The 14,717-nt window shown below is 36.4% G+C and carries 14 protein-coding genes; all 14 read right to left on the bottom strand.

Translation table 11 applies throughout. The features are described from left to right. Window positions 1-4: 4 nt before the first annotated feature. Complete coding sequence (locus ATHE_RS03910; protein WP_015907333.1) at window positions 5-748, bottom strand: DUF881 domain-containing protein; 744 nt, start codon at window positions 746-748, stop codon at window positions 5-7. A 6-nt stretch (window positions 749-754) separates the two neighbouring features. Beyond that, window positions 755-1,489, bottom strand: coding sequence for a cell division protein FtsQ/DivIB (locus tag ATHE_RS03905; RefSeq protein ID WP_041727350.1), 735 nt, complete (start codon window positions 1,487-1,489; stop codon window positions 755-757). A 10-nt stretch (window positions 1,490-1,499) separates the two neighbouring features. Further along, window positions 1,500-2,768 carry a UDP-N-acetylglucosamine 1-carboxyvinyltransferase gene (gene murA, locus ATHE_RS03900; RefSeq protein WP_015907332.1) on the bottom strand — a complete coding sequence of 423 codons (1,269 nt, stop codon included), beginning with the start codon at window positions 2,766-2,768 and terminating at the stop codon, window positions 1,500-1,502. 80 nt (window positions 2,769-2,848) lie between these two features. Then, a complete protein-coding gene (gene murG, locus ATHE_RS03895) occupies window positions 2,849-3,955 on the bottom strand; it encodes an undecaprenyldiphospho-muramoylpentapeptide beta-N-acetylglucosaminyltransferase (RefSeq protein WP_015907331.1) in 1,107 nt (368 codons plus the stop codon). Next, window positions 3,952-5,037, bottom strand: a complete 1,086-nt coding sequence (gene ftsW, locus ATHE_RS03890) for a putative lipid II flippase FtsW (RefSeq protein ID WP_015907330.1) — start codon at window positions 5,035-5,037, stop codon at window positions 3,952-3,954. The genes murG and ftsW overlap by 4 nt, the downstream gene beginning before the upstream one ends. A gap of 22 nt (window positions 5,038-5,059) precedes the next feature. Further along, the gene (gene murD, locus ATHE_RS03885; protein ID WP_015907329.1) at window positions 5,060-6,433 is read right to left on the bottom strand and encodes a UDP-N-acetylmuramoyl-L-alanine--D-glutamate ligase; all 1,374 of its coding nucleotides are present in this window, start codon (window positions 6,431-6,433) and stop codon (window positions 5,060-5,062) included. Window positions 6,434-6,451: 18 nt separating this feature from the next. Next, entirely contained in the window at window positions 6,452-7,414 is a 963-nt protein-coding gene (gene mraY, locus ATHE_RS03880; RefSeq protein WP_015907328.1) for a phospho-N-acetylmuramoyl-pentapeptide-transferase, read from the bottom strand. Window positions 7,415-7,417: 3 nt separating this feature from the next. Continuing rightward, on the bottom strand, window positions 7,418-8,764 hold the full coding sequence (locus ATHE_RS03875; RefSeq protein ID WP_015907327.1) for a UDP-N-acetylmuramoyl-tripeptide--D-alanyl-D-alanine ligase: 1,347 nt from the start codon (window positions 8,762-8,764) through the stop codon (window positions 7,418-7,420). Next, window positions 8,761-10,248, bottom strand: a complete 1,488-nt coding sequence (locus tag ATHE_RS03870; RefSeq protein WP_079504010.1) for a UDP-N-acetylmuramoyl-L-alanyl-D-glutamate--2,6-diaminopimelate ligase — start codon at window positions 10,246-10,248, stop codon at window positions 8,761-8,763. Before ATHE_RS03870 ends, ATHE_RS03875 begins: the two co-directional genes overlap by 4 nt. Continuing rightward, window positions 10,238-12,397, bottom strand: a complete 2,160-nt coding sequence (locus tag ATHE_RS03865; RefSeq protein ID WP_015907325.1) for a stage V sporulation protein D — start codon at window positions 12,395-12,397, stop codon at window positions 10,238-10,240. Before ATHE_RS03865 ends, ATHE_RS03870 begins: the two co-directional genes overlap by 11 nt. Window positions 12,398-12,434: 37 nt before the next feature. Continuing rightward, complete coding sequence (locus ATHE_RS03860) at window positions 12,435-12,935, bottom strand: cell division protein FtsL (RefSeq protein ID WP_015907324.1); 501 nt, start codon at window positions 12,933-12,935, stop codon at window positions 12,435-12,437. 23 nt (window positions 12,936-12,958) lie between these two features. After that, window positions 12,959-13,882 (bottom strand): 16S rRNA (cytosine(1402)-N(4))-methyltransferase RsmH, encoded by a 924-nt coding sequence (rsmH, locus tag ATHE_RS03855; RefSeq protein WP_015907323.1) that lies wholly within the window; start codon window positions 13,880-13,882, stop codon window positions 12,959-12,961. Window positions 13,883-13,909: 27 nt separating this feature from the next. Continuing rightward, window positions 13,910-14,341 carry a division/cell wall cluster transcriptional repressor MraZ gene (gene mraZ / locus ATHE_RS03850; protein ID WP_015907322.1) on the bottom strand — a complete coding sequence of 144 codons (432 nt, stop codon included), beginning with the start codon at window positions 14,339-14,341 and terminating at the stop codon, window positions 13,910-13,912. A 185-nt stretch (window positions 14,342-14,526) separates the two neighbouring features. Further along, on the bottom strand, window positions 14,527-14,706 hold the full coding sequence (locus ATHE_RS03845; protein WP_015907321.1) for a Spo0E family sporulation regulatory protein-aspartic acid phosphatase: 180 nt from the start codon (window positions 14,704-14,706) through the stop codon (window positions 14,527-14,529). Window positions 14,707-14,717 lie beyond the last annotated feature (11 nt).

The raw sequence follows: 14,717 nt of genomic DNA, 5'->3' as shown, positions 1-14,717 counted from the left end.
TTCATCAGCTTCCTTCACTTCTTATCTTTGCGTAGTTGAATCTTAAGCTTCCAGTATAACGTGGAATCACAACTTTTGAAGCTTCTTCAATCTTAACCTCTATAGAAAATTCCTTCAAAAGATCTATGATACCTCCCCGCATCTCAAGAGAATTTTTAAGAATCTTAGGGTCACCGATTGCCTTTATTATGTACGGAGCAGAATACCTTGTGTTGTTTATGCTTATAGTTGGTCCTGCACATCTTATCTCTGTGGTTGAAACCACTCTCTGGTCATTTATCGCTATTGCTTCAGCTCCTGCTGCCCGAAGTTCGTTTATAACCTGTAAAATGTCAGAGTCATGTAGCAGAAAACTGTTCGGATCAACATTGGGCTGGGTAGGCATTTTGCTGTCATCAAGTGTAATAATTATACCTGGTCCTTCTACATCCGTAAGCCCTGCTAAAATCTTGACTTTGTCAAGCTCCTCTTTCAAAAGCTCGGTTGTTTTGCTAATACTTGCTGCTGAGTCCTGATATTCTTTGATTTTTTTCTCATAATCATAAATCTGCTGGCGAAGACCTACATTTTCTTCTCTAAGTTTGTTTATCTGTTCAGCAAGTTCAATGGCTCTTGCTTTTTCTAAATTTTTCAATTCATTGCTCTGTCTAACACTTTTAATTTGCATTGACATTAAAATCCCTAAAACTAGTAGCAAAATAGCAATGGCAACCTGTCCACCCGTCGGTTTTTTAATCTTTACCTTCATATTCTTTCAATTGTCCTCCCCAGTATCTGGACTGAATGTGGCAATACCATTAGAATTTAGTGTAATAATCCCTTCAACATTTTTTGGCAATTTATCATATACACTTTTCAAAAGTCTTAATTTGTAATCTATATCTGACCCGTCTCCAAGTTTTATAGTTAGCTTGCCCATTTTAAGTTGAAGGTCGCTGACATTTTTTAAAAGCAAAATGATCTTTTCTATTTTAAAAACCTTTAGCGCATTAAAACGTAAAAGACTCTCAGCTACATCAATTGCCCTCTGCAAAAGTACTTCATCTGTGACCACAATTTTCTTGCCAACTGCTGCTTGAGTTACTTTAAGCCCTTCGAACACAATCGAATTTTGTGGTAAATCTCCTTCTATTCTTATTACATACCCTTTTTTGTCGATTTCTATATACGAATTTAAATATTTTATAAGACCAACTGTCCTTTTTTCGTTCACATATATTAAAAGGGTATCGGGTAGCTTTCTTTTTATTACAACATCTTCTATTTCCGGATTTTCCAAAAACTTTTGTTTAAGCTCTTTTGTGTTCACACTCAATATGTTCTGGTTTTGATATTGCTGTATTATTTTTATAATATCATTTTTTTTAACTCTTTGCAAATTATGTATACTGAAATTTTTTACATCAAAGTAGTCCAAATTAAAAATAAAAAGAGAAAATACAACTCCTAACATTAATAATACACTAATCTTTACACTCAATCTACCCATTTTTAAATATTCACTCACCTTTTTCTCTGAGAATCTTTGCTCCAAGCAATGAGTATTTTTCCTCTATTTTCTCGTATCCCCTGTCGATATAGTCTGCATCCATAACCTCTGTTACCCCTTGAGCAGAAAGCCCCGCTATAAAAAGTGCTGCACCACCTCTCAAATCACGCGCAAAAACCTTACAACCTCTTAACTTCTCAACACCGTTTATAACTGCAATATCCTTTTCAACATGTATATCAGCACCCATTTTGACAAGTTCGGGTACGTGTTTGAACCTGTTTTCAAAGATGGTTTCTTTGATTATTGTAACTCCGCTTGCTACTGCAAACGCACTGCAAACAGGAGCCTGAAGGTCTGTGGGAAAACCAGGATAATAATGTGTGGTTATCCGCAAACCGCCTTTTAATCTTCCTTCTTTCTTTATCCAAATTTCATTCTTTGACTCTTTAATTTTACATCCCGAACCTTTGAGAATATGCAATATTGAATCTAAATGTCTTGGAAATACACTTTTTAAAACTACTTCTTCCCCGCACGCAGCAACTGCACACAGGTACGTCCCTGCTACAATTCTATCAGGAATAACCTTGTGAATTACCTCTTCACTATTTAACCTTTTCACACCCTCAATCTTAATTATATGTGTACCTGCACCTTTTATCTTTGCACCAAGCTTATTTAAAAAATGACAAAGGTCAACTATCTCTGGTTCTTTTGCCGCATTTTTTATTACTACTTCACCGTCACAAAATATGGAAGCAAGAATTATATTTTCTGTTGCTCCAACTGAGGGAATTGGCAAAAAAATTTCACTGCCTTTAATTCTATCACAGCGGCACATTATTCTGTTATTACTTTCAAATACCTCTATTCCAAGCTGTCTAAAAGCTGAGATGTGAAGGTCAATTGGTCTTTGCCCTATCTCACACCCCCCTGGATGATTAGATAACTCTACTCTTCTGAACTTGCTCAATAGTGCTCCCATAAAAAGTACACTTGACCGCATAAGCTTTGCATACTCTGGTGGAATGGTAAATCTTTCAATTGAACTACTATCTACCACCACCGTATTGTTTTCAAATAATACATTACACCCAAGATACTTTAGAATCTCTATGGTATGTTTTACATCAACAATATCAGGTACATTTGTAATAATAACTTTATTTTGAGCTAAAATAGAAGCCGTCAATATGGGAAGTGCTGCATTTTTTGCACCTTCAACCTCAATCTCTCCCATGAGGCTTGTCGGACCATATATGATAAGTTTTTGCATTTTTACTTCCAAACTTTTATTTAGCAAACCGTCGCATATTATTTTATTCTCAAACTGCATTGACTGTTACAAAAAACTTATTAGATATATTCACTCAATAACCTCGCTATTTTCTCGGTTGCATCAGGTCTTCCCAAGTTTCTGCTTTTTTTCTGCATAGAAGTATATAGCTGTTTATCATATATAAGCTTTTCCAAAAGAATTCTGAGTTTATCGCCATCAAGTTCACTTTCAAGTACCACAAAACATGCACCTTCTTTTTCTAAAGCCCTTGCGTTGTAATCTTGATGGTTGTTAACAACATATGGTGATGGAACAATTATACTTGGCTTACCAAGTGCAGTTATCTCTGAGATGGCTATAGCACCACCTCTTGAAATAACAATATCAGCAGCGGCAAGGTACTTTGGCATTTCCTTAATGTACGGATACAGACTTATGTTTGCCCCCGCATTCAACTGTTCGGCATAACTCTTTGCATCATCAAACTTCTTCTCACCTGTCGAAAGGATAAAATGTACATCATTGTTACCTTCAAAAGACTTTGCAAGTTTTATCGCTGCCCTGTTTAGATTTTCTGCTCCTCTGCTTCCACCTACTATCAAAATGGTGGTCTTGCCATCCATTCCAATTTCACGTTTTGCCTGAGCTTGATCGTAATTCAAAATCTCAAGCCTGATAGGATTCCCTGTTAAAATGATATCTTTGCTTTTTTTGAAGTATTTTCTGCTCTCCTCAAAGCTTATCAAGACCTTGTCACAAAACCTTGAAATTATCCTGTTGGCAAGCCCCGGAAAAGCATTCTGTTCGTGTAAAATAATCTTTATCCCAAAACTTTTTGCAGCAAATGCAACAGGAAGTGATACATACCCGCCTGTTACAAATACACAAGCTGGCTTATATAGCTTTAATATTTTCCTTGCCTGCCAAAATCCTTTCAAAAATTTTGCTGCTACAGTAATATTTTCTATTTTTATCTGTCTTTTAAGACCTTTTACTTCTATGAATTCTATCATATATCCTGTCTCTGGTACAATTTTTGCTTCAAGTCCTTCCCTTGTCCCAATAAAGATTATGTTCGCACGACTATCAATCTTTTTCAGACAGTCAGCAACAGAAATTGCAGGATAAATATGACCACCTGTTCCGCCACCACTAAATATCAATGTTTTACTTCTTTGTGTCATTTTATCACCTTTATCCTTTTTGAAATGCTCAGTAATATCCCTACACCAAAAAGATGAAACACTATTGAAGTTCCCCCGTATGTTATAAAAGGTAGTGGCACACCTGTTGCCGGCACTGAAGCTGTAACAACAGCTATGTTCAGGATTGCCTGCATGGCTATTACGCTTGTGACACCAAATGCTAAAAGTGTTCCAAACCTGTCAGGGCTATTTAGCGCAATAACAATCCCTCTCCATACAAAAAGTACAAATAGGATTATCACAAAAATAGCTCCAATAAACCCCAGCTCCTCACATAATATTGAAAATATAAAGTCTGTGTGGGGTTCAGGAATGTACAGCAATTTTTGCCTACTCTGCCCAAGTCCCATTCCAAAAAGCCCACCGGAACCAATTGCATACAATGATTGAATTATCTGGTATCCTTTGTCTGTTGGGTCTGCCCACGGGTTAAAAAGCGCCTGAATTCTTTCAACCCTGTACTGCTCTTTTGTTGTGAGGTAATACAAAACTGGTACAGCCAAAGCACCCATCGTGATAAAATATCCAAGATTTAACCCCCAAGCAAAGAGCATGAGCATTGAAATACCAAGTATCAGTATGCAAGTGCTCATGTTTGGTTCTTTATAAATAAGGACAAAAAACAGCCCTGTCAAAAACATTGAAAAGACAAAAACTTTAAACCTTGACTTTGGTTTTTCAATATGGTCAAAATAAGTACTGAGTGTTATCACAAGAGCATATTTTGCAAGTTCTGATGGTTGAAACTGAATTGGACCAATATCTATCCATCTACGCGCGTTGTTTACAAGCTTGCCTATGCCCGGAATTAAAACTGCTACAAGCGATATTGCAGCTATTATATAGAGCATAATAGCAAACTTTTTCCATACTCTATAGTCAATCTGACTTGTTATATACATTACTATCAAACCAAGTACAAGACCTATTATTTGTTTTTTTAAAAAATGGTAACTGTCATGAAAATGGTAATAAGCGTAATAATAGCTTGCGCTAAATATCATCACAACCCCAATTAGCGAAAGCAAAAGAGTAATATACAAAAGCGGATAGTCAATCATCTTCCTTTCCATTTTTTAACATTCACATCCCTGTTGTTAAAAGCTCATTTACATATTCTTTAAACATCCTTCCTCTTTGTTCATAGTTTTCAAACATATCCCAACTCGCACACGCAGGTGACAGAAGTACAATATCGCCATTTTGCGCACATTCAAAGCTTTTTCTAACTGCCTCTTTCAAAGTAGAGACAAACTCAAAGTTTTTATACCCAATTCTCTCAAGCTCACTAGCAATCTTTTGTTTTGTCTGACCGAGCAAAAATACTTTCTTAACCTTTTTGGCAACTAAGCTTGCAAACTTTTCAAAACTTTCTCCCTTGTCATACCCTCCAGCAATTAAAATTATTGGGTTTTCAAAAGCATTGAGTGCTTTTTCAGCCGCATCAGTGTTTGTACCTTTTGAATCATTGTAAAATTTTATACCATTTATCTCTGCCACGAACTCTATCCTGTGTTCAACTCCTCTAAAGGTTTTCAGTACCTGCTCAATTGTATCTTTTTCTATTCCAAACGGCAAAGTGCAACTAATTGCTGCAAGAGCATTTTCTAAATTGTGCTGCCCCGGGATAAATATCTCATCTTTTTTCATAACCTCTTGTGTTTTTCCTTCAAAAGTAAAATAGATTACATCATTTTCGACAAACACTACATTTTCAAACTGAGTCTTTGTTTTTGAAAACACTATCACATTTCCTTTTGCCAATCCTATTAAGTCACGGGTTATGTTATTGTCATAGTTGAGGACTGTATATCCCATTTCATCAATATTTTCAAATATTCTCATCTTTGCTTTTGTATAATTCTCCATTGTTAGGTGTCTGTTTAGATGGTCGGGAGTTATATTGAGAATACACCCAATCTTCGGTTTAAAGTACTTAATTGTTTCAAGTTGAAAACTTGATATTTCAAGTACAAAAATAGTATCTTCACTTGATGTTTCTATCGTATCAATAAATGGAAGACCAATGTTGCCGCATACAACCACATCTTCATACTGCTTTTTTAAAATCTCTCCTACAAGAGTTGTTGTTGTTGTCTTGCCATTTGTCCCAGTGATTGCAACTATGTTTTTACTTTTGCAAAACCTGTACGCAAGTTCAATCTCACCAATAACCTCAATGCCCTTTTTATGAGCAAGCACCAAAGGTCTTTTGCTAAGTGGCACTCCAGGACTTACAATAACAAGTTGGACCCTGTCTATAAACTCATCAGGAATCTCACAATAATAGATTTCATCAAGTAACTTTTGTGCATCATTTTTTTCTTCTTTGAACTGTTCTTCTGCTTTTTCATCAAAGCCTATCACAAAAGCACCATGTTTTTTTAAAAACCGCGCAGAAGCTAATCCGCTTCTACCAAGACCTACTACCAAAACATTTTTCCCTTTTAAATCCAATTTATAAACCTCCAACTCCTAAATTTTTAGCTGTATCATTGCCAAGGCAAGAAGGCAAAACAGAATTGTAAATATCCAAAACACAACAACAACCTTTGCCTCATCCCAGCCCAAAAGTTCAAAGTGATGGTGCAAAGGTGCCATTCTAAATATTCTCTTTTTTGTGAGCTTAAAATATAATACCTGAAGCATTACTGATACTGCCTCTATTATATATAGCCCACCTATTACCAAAACAAGTACAGGCTGCTTTAACATCACAGCAATTGCAAAAATACTTCCTCCCAGCATCAAAGAACCAGTATCTCCCATAAACACAACTGCCGGGTGGGCGTTGTATCTCAAAAATCCCATGCAGCTTCCCACAATAGCTCCGCTAAATATTGCCATATCATGGTTTTTCGAAAATATAGATATGATGGCTAAAAACAAAGAAACTATCATTGTCACACCGCTTGCCAAGCCGTCAAGTCCATCTGTAAGGTTCACAGCATTTACAGTGAACACCATTAAAACTGACATCACAGGAACATATGCCCATTTCAAATCAATGTATCTATTTATAACGGGTAAGTAAACATCGCTTCCCAAATGTTTTTGTATAACATACAAAAACGTTATGCTAATCAAAAATTGAAGTACCAACTTTTCGCGTGCGCGAAGACCTAACGACCTTTTTAGCACTACCTTTATAAAATCGTCTATAAAACCTATAAGCCCAAACGCAACTGTGGCTATCAGAGGTGCTCCAATTGCAGGATACTTTTTGTAAAAAATTAGCGATGTCACAATAATAGCAAGACCTATAACAAGCCCGCCCATTGTAGGTGTTCCACTTTTTTTGTGGTGTGTTTTTGGACCATCATCTCTCACAACCTGACCAAATTTTAAATATTTTAAAAAGGGAATTACAATTGGCATAACAATTAAGACAATCAAAAATGAAATTATTATTGCAAGTATTGTGTCTATGTCAAGCATCTTTTATCTCTCCTTGAGAAATTCATCTACAACTTCATCAAGTTTTATGCCCCGCGAAGCTTTAAAAAGGATTGTACAGTTGCTTGTAACTTCTCTTTTCAACACATCTAAACACTCATCTTTTGAAACAAAATATGCTTTTACACCATCTTTCTTTTTTGCTTCATCGAATATATAAAACGCATCTTTCCCTGTACATATGACAACATCTATCGGCTTTTGCAATATGTATCTGCCAACCCTCCTGTGTTCCTCTTCAGAAAACTCGCCAAGTTCAAGCATGTCGCCCAGCACTAATATCTTTTTGCCGTCAAACTCACATATACTGTCTATGGCAGACAGCATCGAATGTGTGCTTGCGTTGTAAGTATCATCCACAACTGTAATGCTTCCTTTATTGATAACCTCAAACCTTCTTTTTAGCCTCTCCTTTTGACGGATTGCTTCTTTTATAAGCTCCCTGTCTATCTCTAAGATTGTCCCCACTGCAATTGCAAAAAGAGAGTTATAAATGTCATGAAAATTAAAGCTTTTTATAAAATAGGTGTAGTTATCTACCTCAAATGAAAATCCATTCTGATGTTTTTGCACGTTTTGCGCTCTGAAATTGCTCTCGTTTTCAATCCCAATGGTAACAACCTTTCTTTTGAATTCTTTTTTGTGAAGGTTCAAAATATCATTGTCGTTGTTTATAATCAGTATTCCACTTTCCGGCATTCCGTCCTGAATCTCTGACTTTGCAAGAAAAATGTTGTACCGTGACTTTAAATTTTCAATGTGAGCAACACCAATATTTGTAATAACACCAATATCGGGTTTTGTAATTTGAGATAGTTTAGAAATCTCTCCAAAATTACTCATTCCCATTTCAAATACAGCAACCTGTGTATCTTCTGGCATGTTCAGAATAGAAATTGGAAGACCTATGTGGTTGTTAAAGTTGCCCTGGTTTTTAAAAGCTCTGTACCTCAAACTCAATACATTGAATATATACTCCTTTGTTGAGGTCTTGCCTACACTACCAGTAACTCCTACAACCTTCAAGTCATTTAATTTTCTTCTTGCAAAATAAGCCAAGCTTTGCAGTGCTAAAAGCGTATCTCCTACCTTAACATAAGGTACTTTTAAATCATCAAAGTCTTTCTGAGAAATAAACGAAATTGCACCGTTTTGCAGTGCTTCTTTTACAAAATCGTGTCCGTCAAATCTGCTTCCTCTTAAGGGAATAAACAAAGTATCTTTTCCTATACTTTTGCTGTTAATTGAAAAATTTTTAACAAGAACATCAGTAGAAAAATTTTTAAGTTCTCCATTTACAGCTTTTGCTATCTCAGAAAGCCACAGGTTCATTCTCTTATCTCCTTTAAGATATTCTTCACAACCTCTCTCTCATCAAATGGTATTGTTCTGTCTTTTAAAATCTGGTAAGTCTCATGTCCTTTCCCGGCAAGAACAATAAAATCGTTTTCTCTTGCATTCTTTATGGCATATTTAATAGCCTCATACCTGTCGGGTATGACCACGTACTCAACATTTGTCTTTTTTATCCCTTCCAAGATATCAGCAATTATCTTGAGTGGGTCTTCTGTTCGTGGATTGTCAGATGTAACAATCACAAAATCTGCCATTCTTCCGGCAATCTCACCCATAATCGGTCTTTTTGTCCTATCTCTGTCTCCGCCACATCCAAAAAGTAACACTTTTCTGCCGTCTGTAACTTCATTTACTGTCTTCATGAGATTTAATAACCCATCTGGTGTGTGTGCATAGTCAATCACCACAGTAAACTTTTGGTTTGACTCTACAATCTCGAACCTTCCTGGCACTGCTTTTAGATTTTCAAGCCCTTTTTTTATATCATCAAGCTTTATACCAAGCGAAATACAACATGCAGAAGCAGCAAGGCTGTTGTAAATCGAAAAAACACCAGGAATGTTAAGTGTTATCTCCTCTTTTTCCCCATTGTACCACAACTCAAATTGATTTTTGTTAACAAAAAGTTTTATATTTCGTGCAAAAACTTGGGCATCGCTGTCTTTAGCGTATGTCACACTGTCAGGATACATTTCTATAATCCTTTTTCCCCACATATCATCAGCATTTACAACCCTCTTTTTGCTCATACCGAAAAGTTTCAACTTTGCAGCAAAATAATTTTCCATTGTTCCATGAAAGTCTAAATGGTCCTGAGTGAGGTTTGTAAAAACTCCAACGTCAAAATCACAGTCATATACTCGAAAAAGTTCAAGAGAGTGCGAAGAAACTTCCATCACAACACTGTCAACACCCTCACTTTTCATTTGCCAAAAGAGTTTTTGCAGGTCATAAGACTCAGGCGTTGTATGCTGAGCTTCAATTTCTCTGCTACCTATCATATTCTTGATTGTACCAATCAACCCCACTTTTTGCCCATGAGCTTCAAGGATGGATTTTATCATAAATGTTGTTGAAGTTTTGCCGTTTGTACCTGTTACACCTATTAGCAAAAAGTCCTTTGAAGGATGACCAAAAAAGTTTGCAGACATAACAGCAAGGGCTTTACGTGTATTTGAAGTCTTTATATAATCAATCTTCCCTTCAATTTTAGATGTGTCAAAAAACTCATCTACAACCACCAAACATGCACCATTTTGGATTGCCTCATTTATATATTCATGCCCATCTGTTTTAAAGCCTTTTATACACACAAAAACACAGCCTTCTTTTGCATTCTTTGAATTGTACGCAATATCAGTTATATCTTTATCAAAATCTCCAACATTTGTTTCTAAAACATCAATATTCTCAATCAAATCCAATAATTTCAAGAAGTCTTCACCCTTTCTATTCTGCATTCTCTTTGTCAGCAATTTCAACCTCAACAATTGAACCTATTGAAACTTTTGTTCCTGGTTGTGGATTTTGTCTTATAATCTTTCCCTTTATTCCTTTCACTTTTATGTTGAGAAGACTATTTGAAAGCACCTTTTGTGCATCCTGGGAACTCAAGCCCACTACATTTGGAACAGCTACAGTTGTCTGCGACATCTCTTGAGTGAACAATATTATCGTTGAACCTTCTTTCAACATAAACCCAGCTTTTGGAACCTGGTCAATCACTTTGTTACCATTACCTATGACTTTTGCGTTGAACTTGTTATCGTTTATTTCTTTCTTTGCATCTTCAACATTCATCCCGATTGTATTTGGCACTATATACTCTTTATAAAACTCAATCTGTTTCAACTCTTCGGCTGTATACTGTGGCTGTATGTCCAAATATCTTAGTATATCATTTAACAAATCTCTTGCAACCGGTGCGGCTATAAGACCTCCATAATAAAGTGAAGGGTCAGGCTCATCTATTATGACAAGAACCGACACCTCGGGATTGTCAGCTGGTGCAAACCCTCCAAATGATGCTATATACTTTTTAGATGTTTTGTCATACTTTTGCGAAGTTCCTGTTTTTCCTGCAACTTTATAGCCCAGAAGATAAGCATTGTGCCCTGTTCCGTTTGTCACAACAGACTGAAGTATTACTTTAAGCCTTCGCGCAACATCTTGGTCTAAAACTCTTCTTTTTTGTGGTGTGTCAAAAGACTTGAACAGTTTTTTGTCCTTATCATATATGGCCTTTACAACATGAGGCTGGACCCACACACCGTCGTTTGCAACTGCATTTATCATGCTGATAACCTGAATGGGAGTTGCTGAAATTCCCTGGCCAAAAGAAATTGTTGCAAGTTCAACAGGTCCAACCTTTCCAAGTGGCTGAACAATCCCTTTTGCCTCACCGGGAAGGTCTATTCCTGTCTTTTGACCAAACCCAAAAAGGTTTATATATTTGTAAAGTTTCTCTTTTCCCAGCCTTTGCCCCACCTCTATGAACACAGGGTTACATGAATTTTGAACACCCTCAACAAAGTTTTCGCTACCATGCGGGTTGTAATATCTCCAGCACTTTAATATTGCATTTGCAACCTTAACATATCCCCTGCAATAAAACTGAGAATTCTCATTGACAATCCCTTCTTCAAGTCCTGCAGCTGCGGTGACTATCTTAAATGTTGACCCGGGCTCATATGTGTCTGTCAGTGCTCTGTTTCTCCACATCGACTGGACTATCTTGTTTTTCTCTGCTTGAGAAAGCTTATAAAAATCAGGAAACTTATCTTTGTATATAAGCTCAAATGGTCTATTGGGGTCAAAATCAGGTTTTGAGGTCATGGCCAGAATCTCGCCTGTTTTAACCTTCTCGACAATTATGGTCACACTTTTTGCTTTGTTATCGTAAAGCGCTTTTTGTGCATATTTTTCAGCAAAATGTTGTATTGTCTCATCAATTGTAAGCATTAGGTCATATCCATCAACAGGTTTTTTAAAAAACTCTTCCGAAAACGGCGCAGCCCTGCCGCTTGCATCAGTCTGGGCTGAAATAGCACCGGGCTTGCCGCGAAGATACTTATCATAATAAAGTTCAAGCCCAGAAAGTCCTTGGTCGTCTATTCCTGTAAAACCAAGAACCTGAGCCAGAAAATTGCCGTTTGGGTACACCCTTTTTGTTCCGCCTGTTAAGTAAATCCCTGGCAGGGCATACTTCCTTATCTTATCTGCTTTCTCTTTGTCAATATTGCGTGCTATGTAGATGTCTGAAACTCCTTTTGTATTAAGCTTATTCAAAATCTTTTTATAGTCCATCTGCAAAATACCAGACAGCACTTTAGCTGTCCATTCTTTGTCTTTAATCTGATTCAAAGATGCAACAACTGTCTCAGCTGTGATTGACATTGCCAAGATCTTGCCGTTTCTGTCTACAATGCTTCCTCTTTTAGGTGCAACAAGCCTCTCCCGTGTCCACTGGGAAAAAGCTCTTTTTTTGAGTTCTTCTCCTTTTATCAGTTGAAGATAAAAAAGGCGTCCCACCAGCAACACAAAGCTTAAAAAAAACACTGCCATAACAAAAAGGATTCTCTTTTTTACCCTTAACGCCGCTTCTTTCAAGTCTTATTTCCTCCAGCTTCTTGGGTCTTAAAAAAATTTAAAAGATTTTCTTAATAAAGTTTATTATCAAAGACACTTTATTATTATAATTCGATTTTACTTCTTTTGCGACCCTTTGATTTTTTTCTTCAGCTGAAGGGACAGTGATATATACAACCTGAGAAAAGTCAGGATAAGTCATTGAATACTTCTGCTGTGCAATCTTTTCTATCTCTGAGAGAGTAAGCTTGCCATCTATCTCAAGCTTTAACTGTTTGTTCATATCAGTTTGTAATTTAAGTTCATTCTGAAGCTGAGCAAGTTTTGCTCTCTCATGAGTAATATTCACATACCCGCACATAATAATTATTGACATACTGCAAAATATACAAACAAACAATACATTCCTTAAAAACCTCACCTTCTCAACCTTTTTTTGTTTTGAGATTTGCTTTATTATCTGATTTTTTCTGGCAATCTCCTGTTCAATCTCTTCTCTTGCAACCTGATAATTTTCCCAGTAATCCTCACTGTAAATTGCTGAACCTGTTCTTGACATTTTAAAAACCCCCTTTATATTTTTCAGACCTTTTCGGCAACTCTAAGTTTTGCACTGTGACTTCTTTTGTTACTCTCAATCTCTTCTTTAGAAGGGGTTATTGGCTTTTTTGTAATGATGTTAAGCTCTTTTTTCTTGCCACATCTACATACAGGAATATCTTTCGGACAGACACACTCAAGAGAGTGAAATTTGAAAAACTCTTTTACTATTCTGTCCTCAAGAGAGTGAAAAGAAATTGCACATATCCTCCCACCAGATCTCAAAAATCTCAAACTCTTTTCAAGTGCAATCTTTATCTCGTCAAGCTCACCGTTTACCTCTATTCGGATGGCCTGGAAAGTTCTCTGTGCAGGGTGTGACCCGTCCTTTGGCCTTGGCACTAAAGAAGAAATTAAACTGCTCAGCTCTGTTGTGGTTTCAATAGGCTTTTTACTCCTTCTTTCAACAATAGCTTTTGCAATCCTTCTTGCAAACCTCTCTTCACCGTATTCTCTAATTATCTTTTCCAAATCTTCCTGAGAATAAAAGTTGACAACATCATATGCTGTGAGCTTTGATGTTGTATCCATTCTCATATCCAAAAAGGCTTCTTTATTGTATGAAAAACCTCTTTCCTGCTTGTCAAGCTGCAAAGAGGAAACTCCAAAATCGAAAAGTATTCCGTCTATCTTTTCAATTCCTAAACATTCCAGCAACTCATCCACTTTTGAAAATGAAGAATGCACAATCTTTACATTCTTGTATGCTTCTAATTTTCTTTTTCCAAGTTCAATGGCTTCCAAGTCCCTGTCAATGGCAATAAGAAAACCCTTATTTGAAATCTTTTCAAGAATTCTTTTTGAATGTCCACCAAGACCAAAAGTAGCATCGACATAAATTCCATCCGGATTTGTAATCAAAAAAGATACAGACTCTTCAAGTAGTACTGGTATATGCTCAAACATCAGAATTTCCTCTGCTCCTCTCAAAACTTATATGCCCAATTCTTCCATTTTTTGTGCTATCCTATCAACAGAAAGGTTCTCATTGGTCATTTCTTTTAGCCAGTTATTCTCGCTCCATATTTCAATTCTTGTCATTACTCCAATTATAAATACCTCTTTTTGAATACCTGCATATTCTCTGAGGTTCTGGGGAATGAGGACCCTTCCCTGTTTGTCAACCTCGCACTCACAGGCTCCCGCAAAGAAAAATCTTAAAAATGTTCGTGCTTCTTTGCTTGTAAGTGGAAGTTTTTTGAGCTTTTCCTCAAGTACACCCCACTCTTTTAAAGAATAGCCAAAAAGACAGTTGTCAAGCCCTTTTGTAAGTATGAATCTCTCACCAAGCTCTTCTCTGAATTTAGAAGGAAGAATTATTCTACCTTTACTATCCACCACATGTTTGTATTCTCCTATTAACATTCAACCACTTTACTCCACTTTGAACCACTTTATAAAAATATTCTATACCAACTTGAAAAATCCTTCAACAAATGAAAAAAAAATAGGACAGATTTTTATCTGCCCTATTTTTTATATCTTAAAACTTTTCATCTTTTGTGTTTTGCCCCCCGCTATCAGGCTTTTTTTGACCAAAGCAAACTTTTCTACGCATTCCCTTCCTTTTTGATTAGTTTTTTGATCACCATTTCATTTCTCTCCTTGTAATAATCCAAAATAAGCTTGTCCAGCTCTGTACTGACATGATATATCGATTCATAATCAGCATTGTTGTTAATCAGTTCATCCAACTTCTCTCTTAGTTTCATTATTTTTTCTGTTATCATATTCCCACCAT

The organism is Caldicellulosiruptor bescii DSM 6725 (assembly GCF_000022325.1).
Taxonomy (GTDB): domain Bacteria; phylum Bacillota; class Thermoanaerobacteria; order Caldicellulosiruptorales; family Caldicellulosiruptoraceae; genus Caldicellulosiruptor; species Caldicellulosiruptor bescii.
Note: the sequence above shows the minus strand (reverse complement) of the source record. Positions and strands in the feature narration are given on the sequence as shown.

Excerpts from the sequence above, each read along its gene's own strand:
- murG (WP_015907331.1), bottom strand. The coding sequence starts at position 3,955 with ATGACACAAAGAAGTAAAACATTGATATTTAGTGGTGGCGGAACAGGT.
- murA (WP_015907332.1), bottom strand. The coding sequence starts at position 2,768 with ATGCAAAAACTTATCATATATGGTCCGACAAGCCTCATGGGAGAGATT.
- ATHE_RS03870 (WP_079504010.1), bottom strand. The coding sequence starts at position 10,248 with ATGCAGAATAGAAAGGGTGAAGACTTCTTGAAATTATTGGATTTGATT.
- mraZ (WP_015907322.1), bottom strand. The coding sequence starts at position 14,341 with ATGTTAATAGGAGAATACAAACATGTGGTGGATAGTAAAGGTAGAATA.
- mraY (WP_015907328.1), bottom strand. The coding sequence starts at position 7,414 with ATGCTTGACATAGACACAATACTTGCAATAATAATTTCATTTTTGATT.
- ATHE_RS03910 (WP_015907333.1), bottom strand. The coding sequence starts at position 748 with ATGAAGGTAAAGATTAAAAAACCGACGGGTGGACAGGTTGCCATTGCT.
- ftsW (WP_015907330.1), bottom strand. The coding sequence starts at position 5,037 with ATGATTGACTATCCGCTTTTGTATATTACTCTTTTGCTTTCGCTAATT.
- ATHE_RS03845 (WP_015907321.1), bottom strand. The coding sequence starts at position 14,706 with ATGATAACAGAAAAAATAATGAAACTAAGAGAGAAGTTGGATGAACTG.
- rsmH (WP_015907323.1), bottom strand. The coding sequence starts at position 13,882 with ATGTTTGAGCATATACCAGTACTACTTGAAGAGTCTGTATCTTTTTTG.
- ATHE_RS03875 (WP_015907327.1), bottom strand. The coding sequence starts at position 8,764 with ATGAACCTGTGGCTTTCTGAGATAGCAAAAGCTGTAAATGGAGAACTT.
- ATHE_RS03860 (WP_015907324.1), bottom strand. The coding sequence starts at position 12,935 with ATGTCAAGAACAGGTTCAGCAATTTACAGTGAGGATTACTGGGAAAAT.
- ATHE_RS03905 (WP_041727350.1), bottom strand. The coding sequence starts at position 1,489 with ATGGGTAGATTGAGTGTAAAGATTAGTGTATTATTAATGTTAGGAGTT.